Origin of the sequence: Stenotrophomonas sp. TWI169, assembly GCF_039674705.1 — a bacterium.
GTDB classification, from domain to species: domain Bacteria; phylum Pseudomonadota; class Gammaproteobacteria; order Xanthomonadales; family Xanthomonadaceae; genus Stenotrophomonas; species Stenotrophomonas maltophilia_P.
The window spans coordinates 1-19,845 of the sequence record NZ_JBDJOB010000037.1 but is presented as its reverse complement, the minus strand read 5'-3'; the positions used below and the strand labels follow the sequence as shown (position 1 = coordinate 19,845).

Below are 19,845 nucleotides of genomic sequence, written 5' to 3'. Positions count from 1 at the left end.
GCGCGGGGTCGTCGGCGGGGGCGGGGCGCCGCCCCCGCGCCCCCCGGCCGGGGGTGGGCGCGCCGGCCCCCCCCCCGGCGGCAGGTCACGCCGGCCGTTCCGGGGTTTCCCATGGGAAGCGTGGCAGGCTGTCCACGGCCTGTTCCAGCCGCCGTGACCAGTTCTGGTGGATGTCCGCGTACAGGGGCGAGTCCGCGCCCAGCCGCAGCTGCTGGGCGATCCGCAGCTCGCCGTCGCGCAGCAATGCCAGATCGATCGGCAGGCCGACCGAGAGGTTGGATCGGATGGTCGAATCCAGCGACACGATCGCCGTGCGCGCGGCGTCCTCAAGGCGCGTGGCCGGGCTGAGGATGCGGTCGAGGATCGGCTTGCCATACTTGGACTCGCCGATCTGCAGGTAGGGGGTCTCCGGCGAGGCGGCGATGGCATTGCCCAGCGGGTAGATCATGTACAGGCCGGGGCGTTCGCCGGCGACCTGGCCGCCGAAGATCAGCGTGGCCTGGGTGTTGACGCCGTCATGGCCGTGCTCGCTGTGGCCGCCGTGCACCTGGCTGTCCACCAGCAGGCGACCGACATAGGCCGCCGCTTCGAACAGATGGGTCATGTCGCGCAGGTTGGGCGTGCGCCGCTCGCCGGCGTCCCGGGTCAGGCGCGAGACCAGCAACTGGGTGGTGGCCAGGTTGCCAGCCGCCATCAACACGTAGGCCGCCTGGCCGGGATACTCGAACACGTGCAGCTTGCGGTGCACGCGCACATCGTCCAGCGAGGCATTGGTCCGGGTGTCGGCGGCGAAGACCAGGCCCTGGTCCACCTCGATTCCAACGCAATAGGTCATGTCGGTGCCCTATCATGTGCGTCCCGGATTGTAGGCAGGCCGCCGTGACGACGGCATGCCCACGCCCCCCAGACCCGTCACCTGAACCGCATGACCACCGTGCTCCTCAGCCTGGGCAGCAACGTCCAGCCCCGCCGCCATCTCCACGCCGCGGTGGCGGCCCTGCGCGAGCGTTTCGGCGCGTTGCAGGTGTCTCCGGCCTACCGCACGGCCGCGGTCGGCTTCGATGGCCCGGCCTTCCTCAACAATGGCGTGCTGATCCAGACCGATCTGCCGCTGCAGGCGCTGGATGATTGGCTGCACGCACTGGAAGACGCCCACGGTCGTGATCGCACTGGTCCGCGCTTCTCCGACCGCACCCTGGACATCGACGTGGTGTTCTACGGCAACCACATCGTGGAAGGCCCGGGCCATCTGCGCATTCCGCGCCCCGAGCTGAAGCACGCCTTCGTGCTGAAGCCGCTGGCGGACATCGCGCCGGACTTCATCGACCCGGTCAGCGGCCTGGCCCTGGCGGCGCTGTGGCGTGCACACGCTCAGTTTGGCGAGGCATTCGAGGTGGTTGACCTGGAATGAGGGCCGCTGCGCTCGCCTACGTAGATCGGTAGCGCCGGGCCATGCCCGGCGGACTTCAACTCACCGTGCGTCCGCCATCCACGCGCAGGGTGTGGCCGGTGACGAAGCTGGCCTCGGCCACCAGCCAGTACACCGCCTCGGCGATCTCCTCGACCGTGCCGGTGCGTGCCAGCGGCGTGCGCGCCAGCAGGGCCTCGCGGGCGAAATCGTCCTTTCCCTGCTCGGGCCACAGGATCGCACCGGGGGCGACCGCATTGACCCGCACTTTCGGCGCCAGTTCCAGCGCCAGTGACCGGGTGGCCATCTCCAGTGCGGCCTTGGCCATGGTGTAGGCCACATGGTCACGCATCGGGTCGGTGCCGTGCAGATCGGTCAGATTGACGATGCAGCCCTGCTGGCGGCGCAGGTACGGCGCGGCCGCCTGTGACAGCAGCAGCGGTGCACGCGCATTGACCGCGTACAGCTCATCCATCGCTTCGGCGGTCACCTGGCCGAGCGGGGTGGGGAAGAAGTTGGACGCGTTGTTGACCAGCGCATCGAGGCGGCCGAAGTGGGCCACGGCCTGCTCGACCAGATCGGGCAGGGCGCCGGCATCGCGCAGGTCGGCCTGCAGGGCCAGCACACTGCCCGGACGGACGTTGTCCAGGTCGAAGGCGGCCTGCTGCAGCTCGGCGCTGGACGTGTTGGCATGCAGCACCACCGACCAGCCACAGGCGTGGAACTGGCGTGCGATGGCGGCGCCGATCCGGCGCGCGCTGCCGGTGATCAGGGCCACGGGGGCGGTGTCGCTCATCGAGGGTCCTCCAAGGCTCGGCTATCCTGTGCACCATTGTCACCGCATTCGAAGACGCCATGCAGCCTACCTTCCCTCTGCCCGATGCCGACGCCCTGGCCCACAGCGACCAGTTGGCCGCCGCACTGCGTGCTGAAATCCTCGCCCAGGGGGGCGCGATGCCGTTTTCCCGCTTCATGGAACTGTGCCTGTACGCACCCGGGTGGGGCTATTACAGCGCCGGTGCCAGCAAGTTCGGTGGCGGTGGTGACTTCACCACCGCGCCTGAGCTGGGCGGCCTGTTCGCCGGCAGCGTGGCCAATGCGCTGGCGCCGGTGTTCGCCCAGCTCGGTGCGCAGTCGCGGATGCTGGAACTGGGCGGCGGCACCGGTGCCTTCGCCGAAGCCGTGCTGCTGCGGCTGGCCGAGCTGGATGCGGTGCCTTCGCGTTACGCCATCCTTGAACCCAGTGCCGACCTGCGCCAGCGCCAGCAGCAGCGCCTGCAACAGGCGCTGCCGGCAGAGCTGGCCACGCGCGTGGACTGGATCGACCGTCCGTTCGAAGAGGACTGGGAAGGTGTGGTGTTCGCCAACGAGGTGATCGACGCACTTCCGACCCCGCGCTTCCTGATCAGGGACGGCGAGGTCTACGAGGAGACCGTGGAACTGGACGCGGAGGGCAACTTCATCCGTGGCGCGCAGCCGGCCGATATTCTGCTCAACGGCGCCGTGCGGCACATCGAACGCTATCTCGAAAGGCCCTTCGCCGACGGATACCGCTCGGAGGTGCTGCCGCAGCTGCCGTACTGGTTGCAGGCAGTGGCGGGTGGCCTGCAACGCGGCGCGATGCTGTTCATCGACTACGGTTACAGCCGCAGCGAGTTCTACCAGCACGATCGCGACGACGGCACGGTGCGCGCCTTCTACCGCCACCACGTGCATAACGACGTGCATCGCTGGCCGGGCCTGCAGGACATCACGGCCTCGGTGGACTTCACCGCAATGGCCGAAGCGGGCCTGCACGGTGGCTTCGAGCTGGCGGGGTACTGCAGCCAGGCCAGCTTCCTGATCGGCAATGGCCTGGACCAGGTGCTGAGCCTGGCCGAGGAGCGTACCGATGAAGTGGGGCGCATCCAGCTGCGCGACCAGGTGAAGAAGCTGACCCTGCCGACCGGCATGGGCGAGCGCTTCCAGGCGATCGGCCTGCAGCGTGGAATCGACTTCGAGCCGGCGTTCGCGCTGGGCGATCTGAGCTGGCGCCTGTGAGCGCGACGCGCATGATCAAGCCGCTGCGGCGGCCGCGGCTATGGACTGCGCTGTGGGTGCTGGCCGTGCTGTTCGTGATCGTGGTCTGCCTGATTCCCCCGCCACCGATTCCCGTGCCGGAGAACGGCGACAAGGTCGAGCATTTCCTGGCGTACTTCATTCTGTCCGGCAGTGCCGTGCAGCTGTTCCGGCAAGGACGTCCGCTGCTGTGGGTCGGGCTGGGCCTGGTGCTGATGGGAATCGGGATCGAGTTCGCACAGGGGGCGCTGACACGCGACCGAATGGCCGACCCGATGGACGCCCTCGCCAACACGGTTGGCGTTCTTGCCGGATTGGGCCTCGCGCTGACCCCGCTGCGCGACCTCCTGCTGCGCTGGCGGGGCTGACACGCCTTCCCTGGTTGAAGTGGAACCGGGCATGGCCCGGCTCCACAGCCTTCCGGTTACTTCTGCAGCGTCACTTCGTCCAGCACCCACATCGCCGGGCGGGTATCACCGGTGAAGTTGATGCACAGGTCGTCGGTGCCATGCGTGCCCTTCGGCAGCGTCGCACGCAGGCTCACGAAGCCATCGGCATCGGGCGTGGCCGGCAGCGGGACTTCGGCCAGCACCTTGCCCGTGCAGCTGCCCCGGCGGATCAGCATCTCGCCGTGCGCGCGCCTGGCCTTCTCGAAGCGACGGTTCGGCTCGTCATGCGCCAGCTGGAAGTAGTAGGGGATGCGACCGGCGCGCACCTCCACGCTGCCGATGCCGTCCAGCTGCGCCTGTGGCCAGCGCCAGCAGGGCTGGAAGATGTCCACGTTGAAGACCGCGCGTGCGCCCCCGCGCGGGCCATCGTCTTCCAGGCGCAGTACCAGGCCCTTGTTGCCAACGCAGCTGAGCAGTTCGTCGCTGCGGCGGGCGAGCAGCGATTGCGGAGTGAACGCGGCTACGGTGGGCTCTGCGGCCAGCATCCGGCCCTGGTAGAACGCTGCGGCCTGTACCGTGGCGGGCACCTTCGCGGTCAGCGGCTGCTGGTACAGCGGCGACTGCGCGGTCACCGGCTGGCCATCGGTGCTGTAGCGCACCTCGTAGCCCAGCGGGTTGGCCAGCGACACCGTCACCGTGCCTGCGGCGCGATCATCGTGGTACGCCACGCCCACTTCGAACGGCGTCTGTGCATAGGCGAGTCCCCATGCGCGGTAGCGCTGCAGCTGTGACGGCAGGCGTGCCAGGAAGTCGCGGAAGTCACGCTTCCCGGGCGGGCTCCAGCCGGTCTCGGCCACCGCCGCCAGGCGTGGGAACAGGTTGTGCTGCAGCCGCGCATAGCTGCGGGTGTGCTCGGTGAACATGTTCGCCTGCAGGCCGAGGATGTGTCCGCGCTTGTCGGCGGGCAGTTCGTCCGGCACCGGCTCGAAGTTGTAGAGCTTGCCGAGGTTGACCTGCGTGGGGCGGCCCGGCGGTTCATTGGGCGAGGCGGTCTGCAGGTAGTCCAGGTACAGGTAGCCGACCGGCGACATGATCACGTCATGGCCGGCGCTGGCAGCGGCCAGGCCGCCTTCGGTACCGCGCCAGGACATCACCGTAGCCTGGGGGGGCAGCCCGCCCTCGAGAATTTCGTCCCAGCCGATCAGGCGCCGGTCGTGTTCCTCCAGGAATGTCTCCAGGCGCTTGATGATGTGGCTCTGCATGGCCATCTCATCCTTGATGCCCAGCTCGCGCATGCGCTGCTGAACCTGCGCGGACGCCTCCCACTGGTCCTTTACGGCCTCGTCGCCACCCACGTGCACGTACTTCGCCGGGAACAGTGCGATCACCTCCTCCAGCACGTTCTCCAGGAAGGTCACGGTGCTGTCTTCCACGTTGAAGAGGTTGGGGAACACGCCCCATTCGCTGATCGGCTTCAGCGGCGTGCTGATCGAGCCCAGCTCCGGATAGGCGGCGATCGCGGCCGTGGCATGGCCCGGCACGTCGATTTCCGGAATCACCTGGATATGCAGCTTGGCTGCGTAGGCAATCACCTCGCGGATCTGCTCCTGCGTGTAGAAACCGCAGTACGGGTATTCCTGCTTGGTCACCGGATCGATGCCGCCATCGCCTGCGGGCAGGCGGCAGCTGCCGACCTCGGTCAGCTTCGGGTAGCGCTTGATCTCCATGCGCCAGCCCTGGTCATCGGTCAGGTGCCAATGGAAGGTGTTGAGCTTGTGCGCGGACATCGCATCAAGCACGCGCTTGATCTCGTCCAGGCTCTGGAAATGCCGCGCCGAGTCGAGCATGAAACCCCGCCAGGGGAAACGCGGCGCATCCTGGATCTGCACGGCCGGCAGCGCGCCCTGGCTGCCGCCGGTGGCCAGCTGGGCCAGCGTGGTGGCGCCGTAGAACAGGCCGGTCTCGTTGCCGGCCTGCACCAGCACGCCCTGCGCGGTGCTCTCCAGCGTGTAGCTCTCGCCGCTGTCGCGGAAGGTGGGAACGATCTGGAAGCGGATGCCGCCGGCCTTGGCCGCAGCCTTGCCGGTAGCCAGCACCAGGCGCGGGCCACCGCTGCGCGCCAGCAGGTCGGCGAACTGGGTGGCGACCCGCTGTGCGGCCTCGCCGTCTGCGTACAGCGCGGTCGTGGCGGACACAGTGATGCCACTGCCCTGGCCGGGCTGCACGCTGGCGGGGGCGGGAATCAGCATCAGGCTGTTGGCGCGCAGCTGCGGGCCAGGAGCTTCAGCGGCGGGCACCGGATCGGCGGCGAAGGCCGGCAGGGCCGGCAGCAGGGCAAACAGGCTGCCCAGCAGCAGTGCGCCGTGCATCCTGGCGCGGAAGGGCTTGACCATCGGAACGACTCCTTGGAACGGTGCGATGAACGCTATACATGAAAAACGCCGGGCCCGGAATGACCCAGGCCCGGCGTGCGTGCACGACTCGGCGATGACGCGGCCGATGGATCAGTACTTGAAGCGGAAGTTGAGGTAGTACTGGCGGCCGTTGCTGTAGAACGACGTCGGAATGGCCGCGGTCTGGTAGTACTTGTAGGTCGGGTTGTTGAGGTTCAGCGCATCCAGGCTGATGCTCAGCCAGTCGGTGGCCTTGTAGCTCAGCGAGGCCGACAGCGTGCCGAAATCATCCTGGTAGTACGGGTTGGTGCCCGACAGGCTGATCAGGAACGACGAGCGGTGCGTGTAGCTGACGCGTGCCCCGAAACGCTCGTTCTCGAAGTAGGCCCCCACGTTGTAGGTGTTCTTCGAGGTACCCAGCAGGTTGTGCGAACCGTCGGACCAAGTGTGGGCCGTGGTGCCGTTGGCGTAGGTGTAGTTGGCGTTGATGCCGAAGTACTCGCCGATCGGCTGCTCATAGGCCACTTCCACGCCGGTGACCTTGCCGTCGGCATTGATCGGGGTGGAGATCTGGTAGGTCTCGAGCTGGTTGGTCAGTTCGCTGTACAGCTGGCGCGAGACCACGTCGAAGGCGATGTAGTCCTTCATGTCCATGTGGTACGCACCGACCGACAGCAGGCCGCGCGGCATGAAGTACCACTCCAGGTTGGCGTCGAAGTTCGTGGACAGGGTCGGCTTCAGGTTCGGGTTGCCACCGCCGCCGGTCTTGTTCAGGTCCGAACCCCACGACGAAGCGCCCAGGGCCGAATAATCCGGCAGGGTCTGGGTCTGCGACGCGGCCACGCGCAGCACCAGCCTGTCGTCCAGGTCGAACTTGATGTTGGCGCTGGGCAGGACGCGGTTGCGCTTGTTCTGGAAGGCGGTGCGCTCCCACATGCCGAACAGGCTGCTCACATCGGCATCGGCGGCATTGCTGACCGCGTTGTAGGTGTCGATGTCCTGCTTGATGTTGACGTAGCGCAGGCCGACGTTGCCGCTCCACCAGTCGCCGCTGAAGTTGGCCTGCACGTAGCCGGCGAAGTTCTTCTCCTTCACCTTCCACTCGGCACCGTAGTTGTGGCGGCCGGTGGGGCCATCGTTGCCGGCCAGCCAGGTGGAGTTGTTGATGATCGCGTTCTTCAGTGCATCCGGCGTGTAGTACCAGATGTTGCGCGGGAAGGTGCCGCCGACATCACCGGCGAAGCCGCTGGGATAGTTGGCGGTGGCGCTTCCCCGCAGTGCGGACCAGATGTCACCCGGGGTCGCACCTTCCGGGGAGAGCGCTTCGCGTTCGTGGTCGGCGAAGCGCACGCCGAAGTCCACGGAGTTCAGCACGCCGGTGCCGAAATACTGGCTGAAGTCCAGCGTGGCCCAGTCTTCCTTGTCTTCGGCGCGGACCAGCTGGTTGCCCCACGTGCCGAAACTGGTGACGCCGCTGGGGCTGATGTCGCCGCCGATGTTCCAGTCCACCGGCGAACCGGCGCCGTGCGTTGCCCAGCTGGCACCGCCGCCCTGGCCGAGCGTGACTTCAGCAATGAACTGGCGCGGGGTTTCACCGGTGCCCTTGGTGGTACCGGCCTGGAACTTCATGTCCAGGGTGTCGTTGATCTGCCAGTCGGCGTCGAACGTGACGTAGTTGGTCTTGGCCGTGGCTTCACGGTAGATCATGTCGTAGACACCGTAGTTGGTGCCCGGGACGCCCGCGTAGGTGGCATTGCTCAACACGCCGTCGGTCACGGTGTAGCCCGGGTTCGGCGCCTGCGACTTGGCGAAGTTGCCGCCCCACAGCATGAAATTGCGGTTGTAGTTGTTGGCTTCCAGCTTGGAGGAGAAGCCGCTCAGCGACAGGTTCAGCGTGTCGGTCGGCTTGAACTGGATGGTCACCAGCCCGCCCTTGCGTTCGCGGGTCTGTTCGAACAGGGTCGAACCCAGCAGGCCGGGGACGGCCACGCCGATCAGGTCCGGATTGGTGAGGGCCACCGGATCATCGGCGCCGATCCGGGTGAAACCGCCCGGGATTTCCTGCGCCTCGCGGCGGAGCTCGCGCTTCTGGTAGAAGGCCTGCAGCATCACGCCGAAGTTGTTGGCGTCATTCTTGTAGTTGAACAGCGCCGAGTACTGCGGGTCGGTCGACTTGGCCTGGTCCGAACGGACCGCACCCACCGAGGCTTCCGCACTGAAGGGCTTGGCGAACTCCAGCGGCTTGCGCGTGATGATGTTGACGGTACCGGTGGTGCCGCCATCCTGCAGCTTGGCCTGCGAGGACTTGTTCACTTCCACCGAGCTCACCAGCTCGGAGGGCAGCAGCGAGTAGCTGACGCTGCGGCCGACGTTGTTGCCCTGGCTGAGCACGAACCAGTCGGCCGAGCCGACGGTGTGGCCGTTGATCAGGGTCTGGGTCAGGCTCGGGCTGGTGCCACGCAGGCTGACGCGGTCGGCTTCATCGAAGCCGCCTTCGTCGGCGCTGGACGAACTGATGTTGACGCCGGGCAGGCGCTGCAGGGTGTCGGCCACGTTGTGCGCCGGCAGCTTGCCGACGTCTTCGGCGGTCACCACTTCCACGCGCGCGTTGGCTTCGCGCTTGGTATCCAGCGACTTCTCCATCGAGCCACGGATGCCGGTGACGGTCACGGTGTCCAGGTCGGTTGCGGTCGGCGCAGCCTGCTGGGCATGTGCGCTGAAAGCGAGGCAGCTGACGATGGCGGCCGAAAGCAGGGTCTTGCGGGTGTTCATGATGTCTCTCCTCATCACTCGATTGGGTGCCGGCGGCGGTGTTCGGTTGCGGTTGCGTTGACGTGCGCGGGGCGGCGGCGATGTCCCGTGCATTGGCGTGCCACGTACTGCGTGCTGCGATTGCGTTGAAGCCTGTTGCGGTGTCAGGCGGCCGACTGCTGCAGGTACCAGCTGGCAGCACCGACCACGCCCAGCTGGCCGTGTTCGACCACCTTCACCGGGATGCGTGCCAGTGCTTCGCCCATCGGCCCCTTCTGCAGGTAGCGCTCGACGAAGGTGCTGGTGCGCAGGTACTCGCGGATCTGCGGCAGGATGCCGCCGGCCAGATAGACGCCCCCATGGGCGCCGTAGAACAGGGCCATGTCGCCGATGGTGCTGCCGAGCAGGCCGCAGAACACATCCAGCGCCTTGCGTGCGTGCGCATCAGTGCCGGCCATCGCCGCGGCGGTGACCGCGTCCGGACTGGCCAGGGTGGGCTGCTGTCCCTGCAGGGCGCACACCGCGCGGTACAGGTTCATCAGGCCGGGGCCGGAGATTGCGTGCTCGATCGACACGTGAGCGCGCTCGCGCTGCATGTGGCGGACGATGGCCATTTCCAGTTCGGTGCTGGCGGCCAGCGTCGGTTGCCCGGCTTCGGTAGCCAGCACGACCGGGCCATGGGCGGTCGGGATCCACAGTGCCGCACCCAGGCCCGTACCCGGACCGACCACCAGGGTCGGTCCGCGCGGGGCGCTTTCCGGCCCACACAGGTGCAGGACGCCGCTGGCGTCGACCTGTGCCGCGGCATAGGCCACCGCTTCGAAGTCGTTGACGATGTGGACCTGCTGTACGCCGACGTCGGCCTCGATCTGCCTCGCGGACAGCGGCCAGGGCACGTTGGCAGTGATGACCGTCCCGTCTTCGCGCGCATAACCGGCCGTGGCCACCACGCAATGCGCCGGGCGCGGGCCGTCGCCCAGGAAGTCGGACAGGATCGCACTCAGGCCGGCGTGGTCGGCATTGCGATACTTGCGGTATTCCAGCACCTGCACCGGATGGGCGGCATCGCCGCTGGCCTGGACCCGGGCGACACGCACATGGGTGCCGCCGACGTCGGCGGCCAGGAACGAGGGCGCGACGCGGGACAGGACATGGGCCGGGGCGGGATGGCTGGCGGTCACGCGGGCTCCTGCTGAAGAGGGGGCCGGATCCGAGGGTGAGGCCGGCTGTTGGGCGGAGTCTGTAACCCCGCTGACAACGATGTCAACGAGTTCGTGACACTTTCGTTGCTGCGGCGCAACGAATGGGGTGTGCGGTAAACGTTTCCATGGCGTGAACAGCGCCTTCACGCCGGAGCCCTTGCTGCACGGGGCTCAACGGCTCCAGCGCATTCAGCACGCGACCGCACGCGGCGGTTGCGCGATGCAGCATGGCCTGCGCTGCCCCGCGCAGGGAAGTTGACAAACCGCCGTTGTCCATCGAAAGAATGTGACAACGTTGTTCCCAGCCACTCTCCGACGCCGCGTTCTGCGACCGTCGCCGCAGGAGCCCTCCTGATGTCCGCCGTCCCCGCTGCAAGCGCGCGCCCGAACGTGGCCACCTCCATCGCCATCGTCGGCGTCCTGTTCTTCCTGATCGGCTTCTTCACCTGGCTCAACGGCCCGCTGATCACCTTCGTCAAGCTGGCCTTCGAGCTCAGCGAGGTCGGCGCCTTCCTGGTGCTGATGGTGTTCTACCTGTCCTATTTCTTCCTGGCCCTGCCGTCGTCGTGGATCCTGCGCCGCACCGGCATGAAGAAGGGCCTCAGCCTGAGCCTGCTGGTGATGGCCGGCGGCGCGGCACTCTTCGGTGAATTCGCGACGCAGCGCTGGTACCCCGGCGCGCTGGGCGGGCTGTTCGTGATCGGCAGCGGCCTGGCCCTGCTGCAGACGGCGATCAATCCCTACATCTCCATCCTCGGCCCGATCGAGACCGCAGCGCGTCGCATCGCGCTGATGGGCATCTGCAACAAGATCGCCGGCATGCTGGCGCCGGTGCTGATCGGCACCCTGGTGCTGCATGGCATCGGTGACCTGGACAAGCAGGTGCAGGCGGCCGACGCGGTCACCAAGGTGGCCCTGCTCAATGAGTTCGCCGCCAAGATCCATGCACCGTACCTGGCGATGGCCGGCCTGCTGGTGCTGCTGGCCGTCGCCGTACTGTTCTCGCCGCTGCCGGAGATCAAGTCCTCCGAGGCCAACGCCACCCCGACGGCCGCCGGCGCAGCCGAGCGCAGCAGCATCTTCCAGTTCCCGCACCTGTGGCTGGGCGTGCTCTGCCTGTTCGTGTATGTCGGCGTGGAAGTGATGGCCGGTGATGCCATCGGTACCTATGGCCACGGCTTCGACCTGCCGCTGGACCAGACCAAGATGTTCACCTCGTTGACCCTGGCGGCGATGCTGGCTGGCTACGTGGTGGGCCTGCTGCTGATTCCCCGGGTGGTTTCGCAGTCGCGCTACCTGACCGTTTCGGCGGTACTGGGCTTGGTGTTCTGCCTCGGTGCTTGGGCCACCCACGGCTACGTTTCGGTGGCCTTCGTGGCCCTGCTGGGCTTTGCCAACGCAATGATGTGGCCGGCCATCTTCCCGCTGGCGATCCGTGGCCTGGGCCGTTTCACCGAGACCGGCTCGGCGCTGCTGGTGATGGGTATCGCCGGTGGCGCGATCATTCCGCAGTTGTTCGCCGTGCTCAAGCAGCACATCGATTTCCAGCTGGTGTTCGTGCTGCTGATGGTGCCGTGCTACCTGTACATCCTGTTCTACTCGGTCATCGGCCACCGCGCCGGCCTGCCGCAGGAGCGCTGATAGGCGATGATGGACGGCAGCCAACCCCAGGGAAAACCCATGCGCAGAGCGACCATCAAGGACGTCGCGGAGAAGGCCAAGGTCTCTCTGAAGACCGTCTCGCGGGTGATCAACAACGAGCCCTCCGTGATGCAGGCCACCCGTGCACGGGTGCTGCGGGCGATCGCCGAGCTCGACTACGAGCCCGATCCGTCCGCGCGCAACCTGCGCAGCGGGACCACTTTCGTGATCGGGCTGGTCTACGACAACCCCAACCCGTACCACATCATCGGCGTGCAGAACGGCGTGCTGGCCGCGTGCCGGGAGACCGGCTTCGGCCTGCAGATCCATCCCTGCGACTCGAGCTCGCCCCTGTTGGCCGATGAACTGGCCGACTGGGTACAGCGCTCGCGCCTGGCCGGCCTGGTGCTGACCGCACCGATGTCCGAGCGCCGCGATCTGGTGCAGGCGCTGACCGCACGCGGCATCAAGCTGGTGCGCATCATCGCGGCGACCGAGGACCCGGCGGACGGAGCCTGCGTGTTCGTCGACGACCGCGAAGCGGCCTATGAGATCACCGAGCATCTGATCCAGCTGGGCCATCAGCGCATCGGCTTCCTGTGGGGTGGCAGCTCGCACCGCTCTTCCGGCGAACGTTATGCCGGCTACGAAGCGGCGCTGAAGGACTACGGCATGACCGTGGACAAGCATCTGGTGGTGCAGGGCGACTACACCTTCGACGACGGTTTCCGGGGCGCGCGCCGCCTGCTGGCGCTGCGCGAACCGCCCACCGCCATCTTCGGTTCCAACGATGAAATCGCTGCGGGCGTGCTGGCCGCTGCCAAATCGGCGGGGATGAACGTGCCCTACGACCTGTCCATTGCCGGATTCGAGGACAGCCCGTTCTCGCGCCAGTCCTGGCCGCCGTTGACCACCGCCAAGCAGGCCACCGAGGACATCGCACGCCACGCCGCGCGTCTGCTGATCGCGCAGCTGCGCAGCGATGCCTATGACGACGCGCCGGCACCGCTGCACAACCAGGGCTTCGTGCCGCAGCTGATCGTGCGCGGATCGACCGCGCCGATGCGTCCCGCCGGCGCCCGCCCACTCCCTTCCGATCCTGCCTGAGCCCGCCATGTCGCTGTCCGACCCCACCTCCACCCTGATGTTCGCCGAAGCCGCTGAAGCGGCCGACGTCGTCGCCCGCCAGTTCTCGCGCAACCACGCCACGATGGAGACGCTGGCTGCCAGCCTGCGCGCCGCGCCACCCCCGTTCGTGGTCACCTGCGCGCGCGGCAGCTCCGATCATGCCGCCACCTACGGCAAGTACCTGCTGGAAACCCAGCTGGGCCTGGTGGTCGCCTCCGCCTCGCCGTCTGTGGGCTCGGTGTATGCCGCGCCGCTGCAGCTGCGCGGTGCACTGTTCATCGTCATCTCGCAGTCGGGCAAGAGTCCGGATCTGCTGCGCAATGCCGAAGCGGCCAAGGCCGCCGGCGCGCGCGTGGTCGCACTGGTCAATGTCGAGGATTCGCCGTTGGCGCAGCTGGCCGACACGGTGATTCCGCTGCATGCGGGCCCGGAGAAGAGTGTGGCCGCGACCAAGAGCTACCTGGCGTCGCTTGCGGCACTGCTGCAGCTGGCCACCTACTGGAAGCAGGACAGTGGCCTGCGCGCTGCGCTGGAGCTGCTGCCTGATGCGTTGCGCGAGGCATGGCAGTGCGATTGGACGGCGCTGGCCGATGGCCTGGTGGACGCCACCAACCTGTTCGTGCTCGGGCGTGGGCTTGGGCTTGGCGCGGCGCAGGAAGCGGCGCTGAAGTTCAAGGAAACCTGCAGTCTGCATGCCGAGGCCTACAGCTCGGCCGAGGTCAAGCATGGCCCGATGGCGCTGGTCGGCCGCGGCTTCCCGGTGCTGGCTTTCGCCCAGCCCGATGAGACCGGCGCGGGCACACGTGCCGTGGTGGAGGAGTTCTCAGCGCGTGGTGCGCAGGTATGGATGGCCGGCGCCGCAGGCAACCTGCCGGTGGCTGCCGCGCCGCATCCGTTGTGCGCTCCGCTGCTCACCGTGCAGAGTTTCTACCGTGCGATCAATGCGCTGGCGCTGCGCCGCGGGTTCAACCCGGACCTGCCGCCGCATCTGAACAAGGTCACGGAGACCGTGTGATGGCAACCGTGCTGCGCAATGCCCGCATCCTGGTCGGGGATGATTTCCGCGATGACCTGGCAGTGCTCATCGAGGACGGGAAGATCAGCGCGCTGCTCCCGGATGCCGCGCCGCAGGTGGGCCAGGCGGCCGAGCAGGTCGATCTCGGCGGCGGCTGGCTGCTGCCGGGTTTCATCGACGTGCAGGTCAATGGCGGTGGCGGCGCGCTGTTCAACAACACGCCGGACGTGGCGGCACTGCGCACCATCGCGCAGGCCCACCGCCGTTTCGGCACCACCGCAATGCTGCCGACGCTGATCAGTGATGACGTGGCGGTGATGCGCGAGGCGATCGCCGCCTTGCGCGAAGCCATCGCTCAAGGCGTGCCCGGCGTGATCGGCATCCATCTGGAAGGGCCGTACATCGCCCCGGCACGGAAGGGGACCCACGACGCCAGCAAGTTCCGCGTGCCCGATGCGGAGGAGATCGCGCTGGCCGCCTCGCTGGACAATGGCGTGACCCTGCTCACCCTTGCGCCGGAACGGGTACCGCTGGAGTCGATCCGCGCGCTGGTGGAGCGCGGGGTGATCGTCGCGGCTGGACATACCGCCGGAACCTACGAACAGATCCGCGCCGGCCTGGATGTCGGTGTGCGCGGCTTCACCCATCTGTACAACGCGATGTCGCCGCTGCAGGGCCGGGAGCCGGGTGCGGTGGGTGCCGCGCTGGAAGATCGCGACAGCTGGATCGGCATCATCGTCGACGGCGTGCACGTGCATCCGGCCAGCCTGCGGGTAGCGCTGGCGGCCAAACCACGCGGCCGCCTGCTGCTGGTGACCGATGCGATGCCGCCGGTCGGCGCCGATGATCCCAGCTATGTGCTGTATGGCGAGACCATCACTGCCGTCGATGGGGTGGTGCGCAACGCAGCTGGTGCGCTGGCCGGCTCGGCACTGGACATGGCCACGGCCGTGCGTAACACCGTGCAGCTGCTCGGCCAGCCGCTTGCCGAAGCGGCGCGCATGGCCTCGACCTATCCGGCGCAGTTCCTCAATGTGGACGACCGGCTGGGCCACATCGCCGAGGGTTACCAGGCCGACCTGGTGCTGCTGGACGATGCCCTGCAGGTGCGGGGCACCTGGATTGCCGGACAGTACGAGGCCGCCTGATGAGTGCTGCGCCGTCAGCGCGCCTGGGCTCGATCGATGCCCTGCGCGGCATCACCGTGGCGGCGATGCTGCTGGTCAACAACCCGGGCGACTGGAGTGCGGTGTTCGCACCGCTGCGTCATTCGGACTGGCATGGCTGCACGCCCACCGATCTGGTGTTCCCGTTCTTCCTGTTCCTGGTGGGCGTGTCGATGGCCTTCAGCGTGGCACCGCGCGCGCTCGATGCGTCGGTGCGACCCACACTGGCGCGTGGCGTGCTGGAGCGCGCGCTGCGCATCCTGGTAGCCGGCGCGTTGTTGCATCTGCTGATCTGGTGGGCGCTGGATACGCATCACTTCCGCATCTGGGGCGTGCTGCAACGCATCGCGGTGTGTGCGGCGCTGGTTGGCCTGCTGGCGGTGTATGCGCGGCTGCACGTGCAGGTCGGGGTGCTTGTCGGGCTGCTGGTGGGCTATACCGTGCTGCTGCTCGGCCTCGGTGATCTGGCGCCATGGACCAACCCGGCCAGCCGTCTGGATACCGCGCTGTTCGCCCCGTGGATCTACCAGTGGCACGCCGATACCGGGCTTGGGCATGACCCGGAAGGGCTGCTGAGCACGCTGGGCGCGCTGGCCAGCACCACCCTGGGCCTGCTGGCCGGCGCACTGCTGCGCAGAGGTCGCGCTGTGGCGCTGGCAGGATTGGGCGCCGCAACGGCAGTGCTGGGCCTGCTGCTTGCCATTGTGCTGCCGTTGAACAAGCAGCTGTGGACGCCCAGCTACGTGCTGTGGACCGGAGGTCTTGCGGCGCTGGCCCTGTGGCTGGCGCATGTGCTGATCGACCAGAAGGGCTGGCCCGCGTGGGGCCGTCGTTTTGGCGTCAACGCGATCACCGCGTACCTGGGGGCCTCGGTGATGTCGGTGGCATTGTTGGCAACCGGCGCCTGGGGCTGGGTCTGGCAGCAGCTGGCGGCGGCGATGCCGGGTGCGCTGGAGCTGGCGTCGATGCTGCAGGCCCTGGCCTTCGTCACCCTGTGGTGGGGCGTCGCGTGGTGGCTGGACCGGCGCAGGATCTATCTCAAGATCTGACAGCGCCGGGGTATGGACGCACCTGCGGTGGAGCAGGGCCAGCTCGGCTCATTGCTCGCCGGGGACTGCCGCTGCGGGCTCCACCAGCGCCCCCGCGTGATCGGCCAGCACCTGCACCGCATGCAGCAGCCCTTCTTCCACCTGCGGCGGGCAGTGCGCTCGGGCATCGTCCATCTCCCGCGCCGCCTGCGCGGCCAGCAGCAGTCCTGCGCAGGAAGACACTGCGGCCAGGCAGCGCGTAGCGCCGGCCAGATCACGCGCCCTCGCTTCCGTGATCCGCGTTTCGGGCCAAGGTTGGCCGTTGGCACCGTCGCCGCGCGCGATGCTGCGTAACCGGGCGAAGAATGCAGGCTGCGGCACGTTCTCGTGGGCTGTGGCCAGCGCATCTTCCAGGATGTCGGCGGCAGCGGCGGGCAGCCGCAGCCCAGGCAGGGCGTTGCCCAGCAGCGCGTGCAGGCGGGGATGGGTGGGATGGGGCAGGGTCATGGCGGCAACCTCACAGGCAAGTCCACCTGCAGGACGCAAGGTGGCGGGCGGTGCGGGTTGGCGTGCCGGTGAAGCTTTTCAACGGAGAAAAAGCCGGCGGATCCGGAGATCCCCACGCACCGCCCGCCGCAGAACGACGGAGGGTGCACTATTCGGGCCCGCGATGTTGTCGCAAGCCCGCCGTTGAAAAGCTTCATTCGGGACGCCAATCCCGGCCAGCACAGGGAGCGCCGACAGCATCAGGGTCACGCCTTCCACAGCGCGATGACATGGGCAAAGTTGCAATGTGTGTGTCCGTAACGCCCATCTGTCGCGTGACCGGAGCGCCGCGTCGGCATCGCGCAATGCCTGCGCTGCCAGCCAGGTCAGATACGACAACCTGCGCGATGGCCGTGCCGATCATCAACCCGCTATGCTGGGCGCCTGACTCAACGGCAAGGAACGTCGTATGCAGATCTGCAATGGAGTGCGCCGCGCGGGTGCGACGGTGGTCGTGCTGTGGGCTGCGCAGACGATGGCCGCAACGGCCTTGGCATCCGCGGTTGAACTGCCCTCACCGGAGGCGCAGGTGCAGATGCTGCAGCTGCTGGAGGCACGTGCGCTGTACCGCGACCGTGTGGATTGGGCCGGTGTACGCGCGACGCTGGCCGCCGCAACCGATGATGCTGGCCGGCGCCAGTTGCTGGATGACGCCGCTACCCGCAGCACGGGCGGCCATGGCCGCTGGATTCCGCCCAGCCTGCAACGCCAGCGTTCCGGGCGTGCGCAACGCTTGAAGGCCGGCCAGGAGGCGGCGTCGCCAATGCCGTGGCAGGCAGATGCGCGCGTCGGTGTACTGCAGGTGAGCCCATTCCTGGACGATCCTCAGGCGGGCGAGCAGGCACGGTATGACGCTCGCAGAACCTACGCGCTGGCGCTGCAGCACCGCATCGTGGCCTTGGATGACGGCACGCGGTGCGGCTGGGTGGTGGATCTGTCCGGCAATGGCGGCGGCAACATGTGGCCCATGCTGCTGGGCCTGCTGCCGTTGTTGCAGGGCACCCCGGATAAGGAAGGGGCCGTGATCGGCGGCTTCCGCAGCGCCGAAGGGCAACGGCCGTGGCGACAACGCGACGGAGAGGTCCTGGATGGCGCGAATTCGCGGCTTCGCTCGCGCCAGGCGGCCTATGCGCTGCGCGGCGGTCTCGCACCGGTCGCGGTGGTGTTCGGCCCCCGTACTGCCAGTTCGGGCGAGGCCGTGGCGCTGGCCTTCCGCGGCCAGCCCGGCAGCCGCAGTTTCGGCCAGCCCAGTGCAGGCTATTCCACCGGCAATCAACCCGTGCCCCTGGTGGATGGCAGCATGCTGCTGCTGACCGTGAATGTCATGACCGACCGCCGGGGGCAGGGTGACGGTCGCCAGCTGCAGCCGGATCAGCCCACCGCCCCCGGAGCGTCCGGTCTGCAGGCCGCGCAGGACTGGCTGCTGGCCCAGCCCGCCTGCTCGGGGCGTTGATCTGCACGCAGGAAAGCGAGCCGCGGAAGGGTCCGCTGACACCGGTTCATCGCTCGAGGGCTCGGCCTGTTAAAGTCTCTCCTGCAATCACGTAGCGGAAGCGACCATGGACCACGACACCCCGTTCGAACCCCTCAACGACCTCGAGGTGCGCCTGCTGCAGGCCCAGGATGGCACGCTGACCGCGTCGCAGTTCCTCGATGGGCTGCTGACCTCGACGGCGTTCGTGCTGCTGGACAAGGCCATCGGCGAAGACGGCGCATGGGATGAGAGCATCTCGCCCCTGGTGCTGACCAGCGAGAGTGGCGAGCCGATGTTCGCGGTGTTCACCGCCCCCGAGCGTGCCGGCCTGTGGCACGAACAGCTGCCGCAGTTCGCGCATGCCATGCCGATCGCCGTGCATGCGCTGCTGGCCGGAATCGGCGACGGTGTCGGCCTGGTGCTGAACCCCGGCCTGGACGTGGGCATGGAGATGATTCCCGATGCCGTGGCGCAGTTGAAGCAGCGCGCTGCTGCGATCACGCGGGGCATGGCGCACTGACCACACGGTGCCGGTGGTGGATCCGGATGCGCTCACATGTGGTGTCGCATAAGGACCGGGTTTGCCGCTGAGAAGTGATTCGACGATCACTTTGAGGTTTTCAACGAAAGAGAATTGGCAGTGCTGTGCGTGAGTCTCGGCGCTGGCATGTCTGCGTTGTCGTCTTTGACTCTTTCTTCTGTGCCCTGCAGCCGAACAGTCTGGCCCGTTTCAAGCCGGACGCGCGTTGCTCATGGAAGGACTTCCGCATCACCTCCGTCATGCGACGTTGCTCGCGGCGCTTGCAGCGCCGCGAAGCGACGATCGCTTTCTCAGGTTGCACACCCCCTGCGGCACTGACGTGCTGGTAGCCGAAACGCTGGATGGCGTCGAACAGATCGACGGCATCGGTTTCCAGTGGACGATCACGGCGCTGTCGCTGGATGCGGGCCTGCCGCTGGGCCCGCTGATCGGGCAGGGCGCGCTGCTGCAGATGCAGCAGGCCGACGGCAGCCTGCGGCCCTTGCATGGACGCATCACCGCCGCCGAGCGGCTGGGCAGCAATGGCGGCCTGGCGCGCTACCGGCTGCGCCTGCAGCCGTGGCTGGCGTTCCTGTCGCAGCGGGTGGACAGCTATGTGTTCCACGACAGGACGGTCGTGGAGATCGTCGAGGACATCTTCGCCGACTACGGTGGCCTGGCCCCGGCCTGGCGCTGGTCGCTGGCCGATGGCGGCCAGTACGCCCGGCGCAGCCTGACCACGCAGTACCAGGAAAGCGACCTGGCCTTCCTGCAGCGCCTGCTGGCCGAGGAAGGCATCTATTACTGGTTCGAGCATGCCGGTGACCCTGGCAGTGCCGACTTCGGCAGCCACACCCTGGTGCTGGCCGATCACAGCCATGACACCGCCGAGCTGGGCAGCGTGCGCTTCCATCGGCGCGATGAAAGCGAGCGCAGTGACAGCGTGCAGCAGTGGTCGACCGCGCACCGCTGGCGTCCGGGCAAGGTGCAGCGTGCTACCTGGGACTACCGCACCCTGGAGCGCCGCCAGGCCAGCGCCGAAAGCGGGCAGGCCAACGACCTGGGCATCATCGACCGCGACACCTGCGGCCCCTACGGCTGGCAGGACAATGCCCGCGGCCAGCGC

General features: G+C 67.7%; 17 protein-coding genes. 11 read left to right on the top strand and 6 right to left on the bottom strand.

The features are described 5' to 3' along the window. Positions 1–85: 85 nt before the first annotated feature. Positions 86–835 (bottom strand): 20S proteasome subunit A/B, encoded by a 750-nt coding sequence (locus ABE543_RS18250; RefSeq protein ID WP_053519299.1) that lies wholly within the window; start codon positions 833–835, stop codon positions 86–88. 90 nt (positions 836–925) lie between these two features. Between ABE543_RS18250 and folK the strand changes: the two genes are divergently transcribed. Continuing rightward, on the top strand, positions 926–1,411 hold the full coding sequence (gene folK, locus ABE543_RS18245) for a 2-amino-4-hydroxy-6-hydroxymethyldihydropteridine diphosphokinase (protein ID WP_197571829.1): 486 nt from the start codon (positions 926–928) through the stop codon (positions 1,409–1,411). 55 nt (positions 1,412–1,466) lie between these two features. Here the strand turns inward: folK and ABE543_RS18240 are convergent, their stop codons facing one another. Next, positions 1,467–2,204 (bottom strand): pteridine reductase, encoded by a 738-nt coding sequence (locus tag ABE543_RS18240; RefSeq protein ID WP_074899803.1) that lies wholly within the window; start codon positions 2,202–2,204, stop codon positions 1,467–1,469. Between the two features lie 59 nt (positions 2,205–2,263). Here ABE543_RS18240 and ABE543_RS18235 point away from each other — a divergent pair, with 59 nt between their 5' ends. Together ABE543_RS18235 and ABE543_RS18230 are read left to right on the top strand one after the other, a co-directional pair. Next, the gene (locus tag ABE543_RS18235) at positions 2,264–3,448 is read left to right on the top strand and encodes an SAM-dependent methyltransferase (protein WP_053519292.1); all 1,185 of its coding nucleotides are present in this window, start codon (positions 2,264–2,266) and stop codon (positions 3,446–3,448) included. Positions 3,449–3,459: 11 nt separating this feature from the next. Continuing rightward, positions 3,460–3,834 (top strand): hypothetical protein, encoded by a 375-nt coding sequence (locus ABE543_RS18230; protein ID WP_065175153.1) that lies wholly within the window; start codon positions 3,460–3,462, stop codon positions 3,832–3,834. A 56-nt stretch (positions 3,835–3,890) separates the two neighbouring features. Here the strand turns inward: ABE543_RS18230 and ABE543_RS18225 are convergent, their stop codons facing one another. The 3 genes from ABE543_RS18225 to ABE543_RS18215 form a co-directional block, all read right to left on the bottom strand. Then, positions 3,891–6,248 carry a family 20 glycosylhydrolase gene (locus tag ABE543_RS18225; RefSeq protein WP_346475994.1) on the bottom strand — a complete coding sequence of 786 codons (2,358 nt, stop codon included), beginning with the start codon at positions 6,246–6,248 and terminating at the stop codon, positions 3,891–3,893. A 111-nt stretch (positions 6,249–6,359) separates the two neighbouring features. Beyond that, positions 6,360–9,020, bottom strand: coding sequence for a TonB-dependent receptor (locus ABE543_RS18220; RefSeq protein ID WP_346475993.1), 2,661 nt, complete (start codon positions 9,018–9,020; stop codon positions 6,360–6,362). Positions 9,021–9,163: 143 nt separating this feature from the next. Continuing rightward, the gene (locus tag ABE543_RS18215) at positions 9,164–10,180 is read right to left on the bottom strand and encodes a glucokinase family protein (RefSeq protein WP_053519284.1); all 1,017 of its coding nucleotides are present in this window, start codon (positions 10,178–10,180) and stop codon (positions 9,164–9,166) included. Between the two features lie 375 nt (positions 10,181–10,555). On the opposite strand from ABE543_RS18215, the gene ABE543_RS18210 reads away from it, so the two are divergent. Genes ABE543_RS18210 through ABE543_RS18190 form a run of 5 tightly spaced genes read left to right on the top strand, consistent with a single transcriptional unit; the run spans position 10,556 to position 16,200 of the window. After that, a complete protein-coding gene (locus ABE543_RS18210; RefSeq protein ID WP_346475992.1) occupies positions 10,556–11,842 on the top strand; it encodes a sugar MFS transporter in 1,287 nt (428 codons plus the stop codon). Positions 11,843–11,881: 39 nt separating this feature from the next. Next, the gene (locus tag ABE543_RS18205) at positions 11,882–12,949 is read left to right on the top strand and encodes a LacI family DNA-binding transcriptional regulator (RefSeq protein WP_065181755.1); all 1,068 of its coding nucleotides are present in this window, start codon (positions 11,882–11,884) and stop codon (positions 12,947–12,949) included. A gap of 7 nt (positions 12,950–12,956) precedes the next feature. Continuing rightward, a complete protein-coding gene (locus ABE543_RS18200; RefSeq protein ID WP_053519280.1) occupies positions 12,957–13,985 on the top strand; it encodes an SIS domain-containing protein in 1,029 nt (342 codons plus the stop codon). Beyond that, positions 13,985–15,133 carry an N-acetylglucosamine-6-phosphate deacetylase gene (gene nagA, locus ABE543_RS18195; RefSeq protein ID WP_346475991.1) on the top strand — a complete coding sequence of 383 codons (1,149 nt, stop codon included), beginning with the start codon at positions 13,985–13,987 and terminating at the stop codon, positions 15,131–15,133. The genes ABE543_RS18200 and nagA overlap by 1 nt, the downstream gene beginning before the upstream one ends. Continuing rightward, a complete protein-coding gene (locus tag ABE543_RS18190; protein WP_346475990.1) occupies positions 15,133–16,200 on the top strand; it encodes a heparan-alpha-glucosaminide N-acetyltransferase domain-containing protein in 1,068 nt (355 codons plus the stop codon). The genes nagA and ABE543_RS18190 overlap by 1 nt, the downstream gene beginning before the upstream one ends. 48 nt (positions 16,201–16,248) lie before the next feature. Here ABE543_RS18190 and ABE543_RS18185 read toward each other — a convergent pair whose 3' ends face one another. Then, positions 16,249–16,686: a hypothetical protein gene (locus ABE543_RS18185; RefSeq protein WP_346475989.1), complete on the bottom strand. Its 438-nt coding sequence runs from the start codon at positions 16,684–16,686 to the stop codon at positions 16,249–16,251. Positions 16,687–17,134: 448 nt separating this feature from the next. On the opposite strand from ABE543_RS18185, the gene ABE543_RS18180 reads away from it, so the two are divergent. The 3 genes from ABE543_RS18180 to ABE543_RS18170 all read left to right on the top strand — a co-directional run. Beyond that, complete coding sequence (locus ABE543_RS18180) at positions 17,135–18,178, top strand: S41 family peptidase (protein ID WP_346475988.1); 1,044 nt, start codon at positions 17,135–17,137, stop codon at positions 18,176–18,178. A gap of 106 nt (positions 18,179–18,284) precedes the next feature. Next, entirely contained in the window at positions 18,285–18,719 is a 435-nt protein-coding gene (locus tag ABE543_RS18175) for an SseB family protein (RefSeq protein WP_005411035.1), read from the top strand. A 232-nt stretch (positions 18,720–18,951) separates the two neighbouring features. Continuing rightward, positions 18,952–19,845 (top strand): type VI secretion system Vgr family protein (locus tag ABE543_RS18170; protein WP_346475987.1); only part of this gene is annotated, 894 nt, incomplete at its 3' end.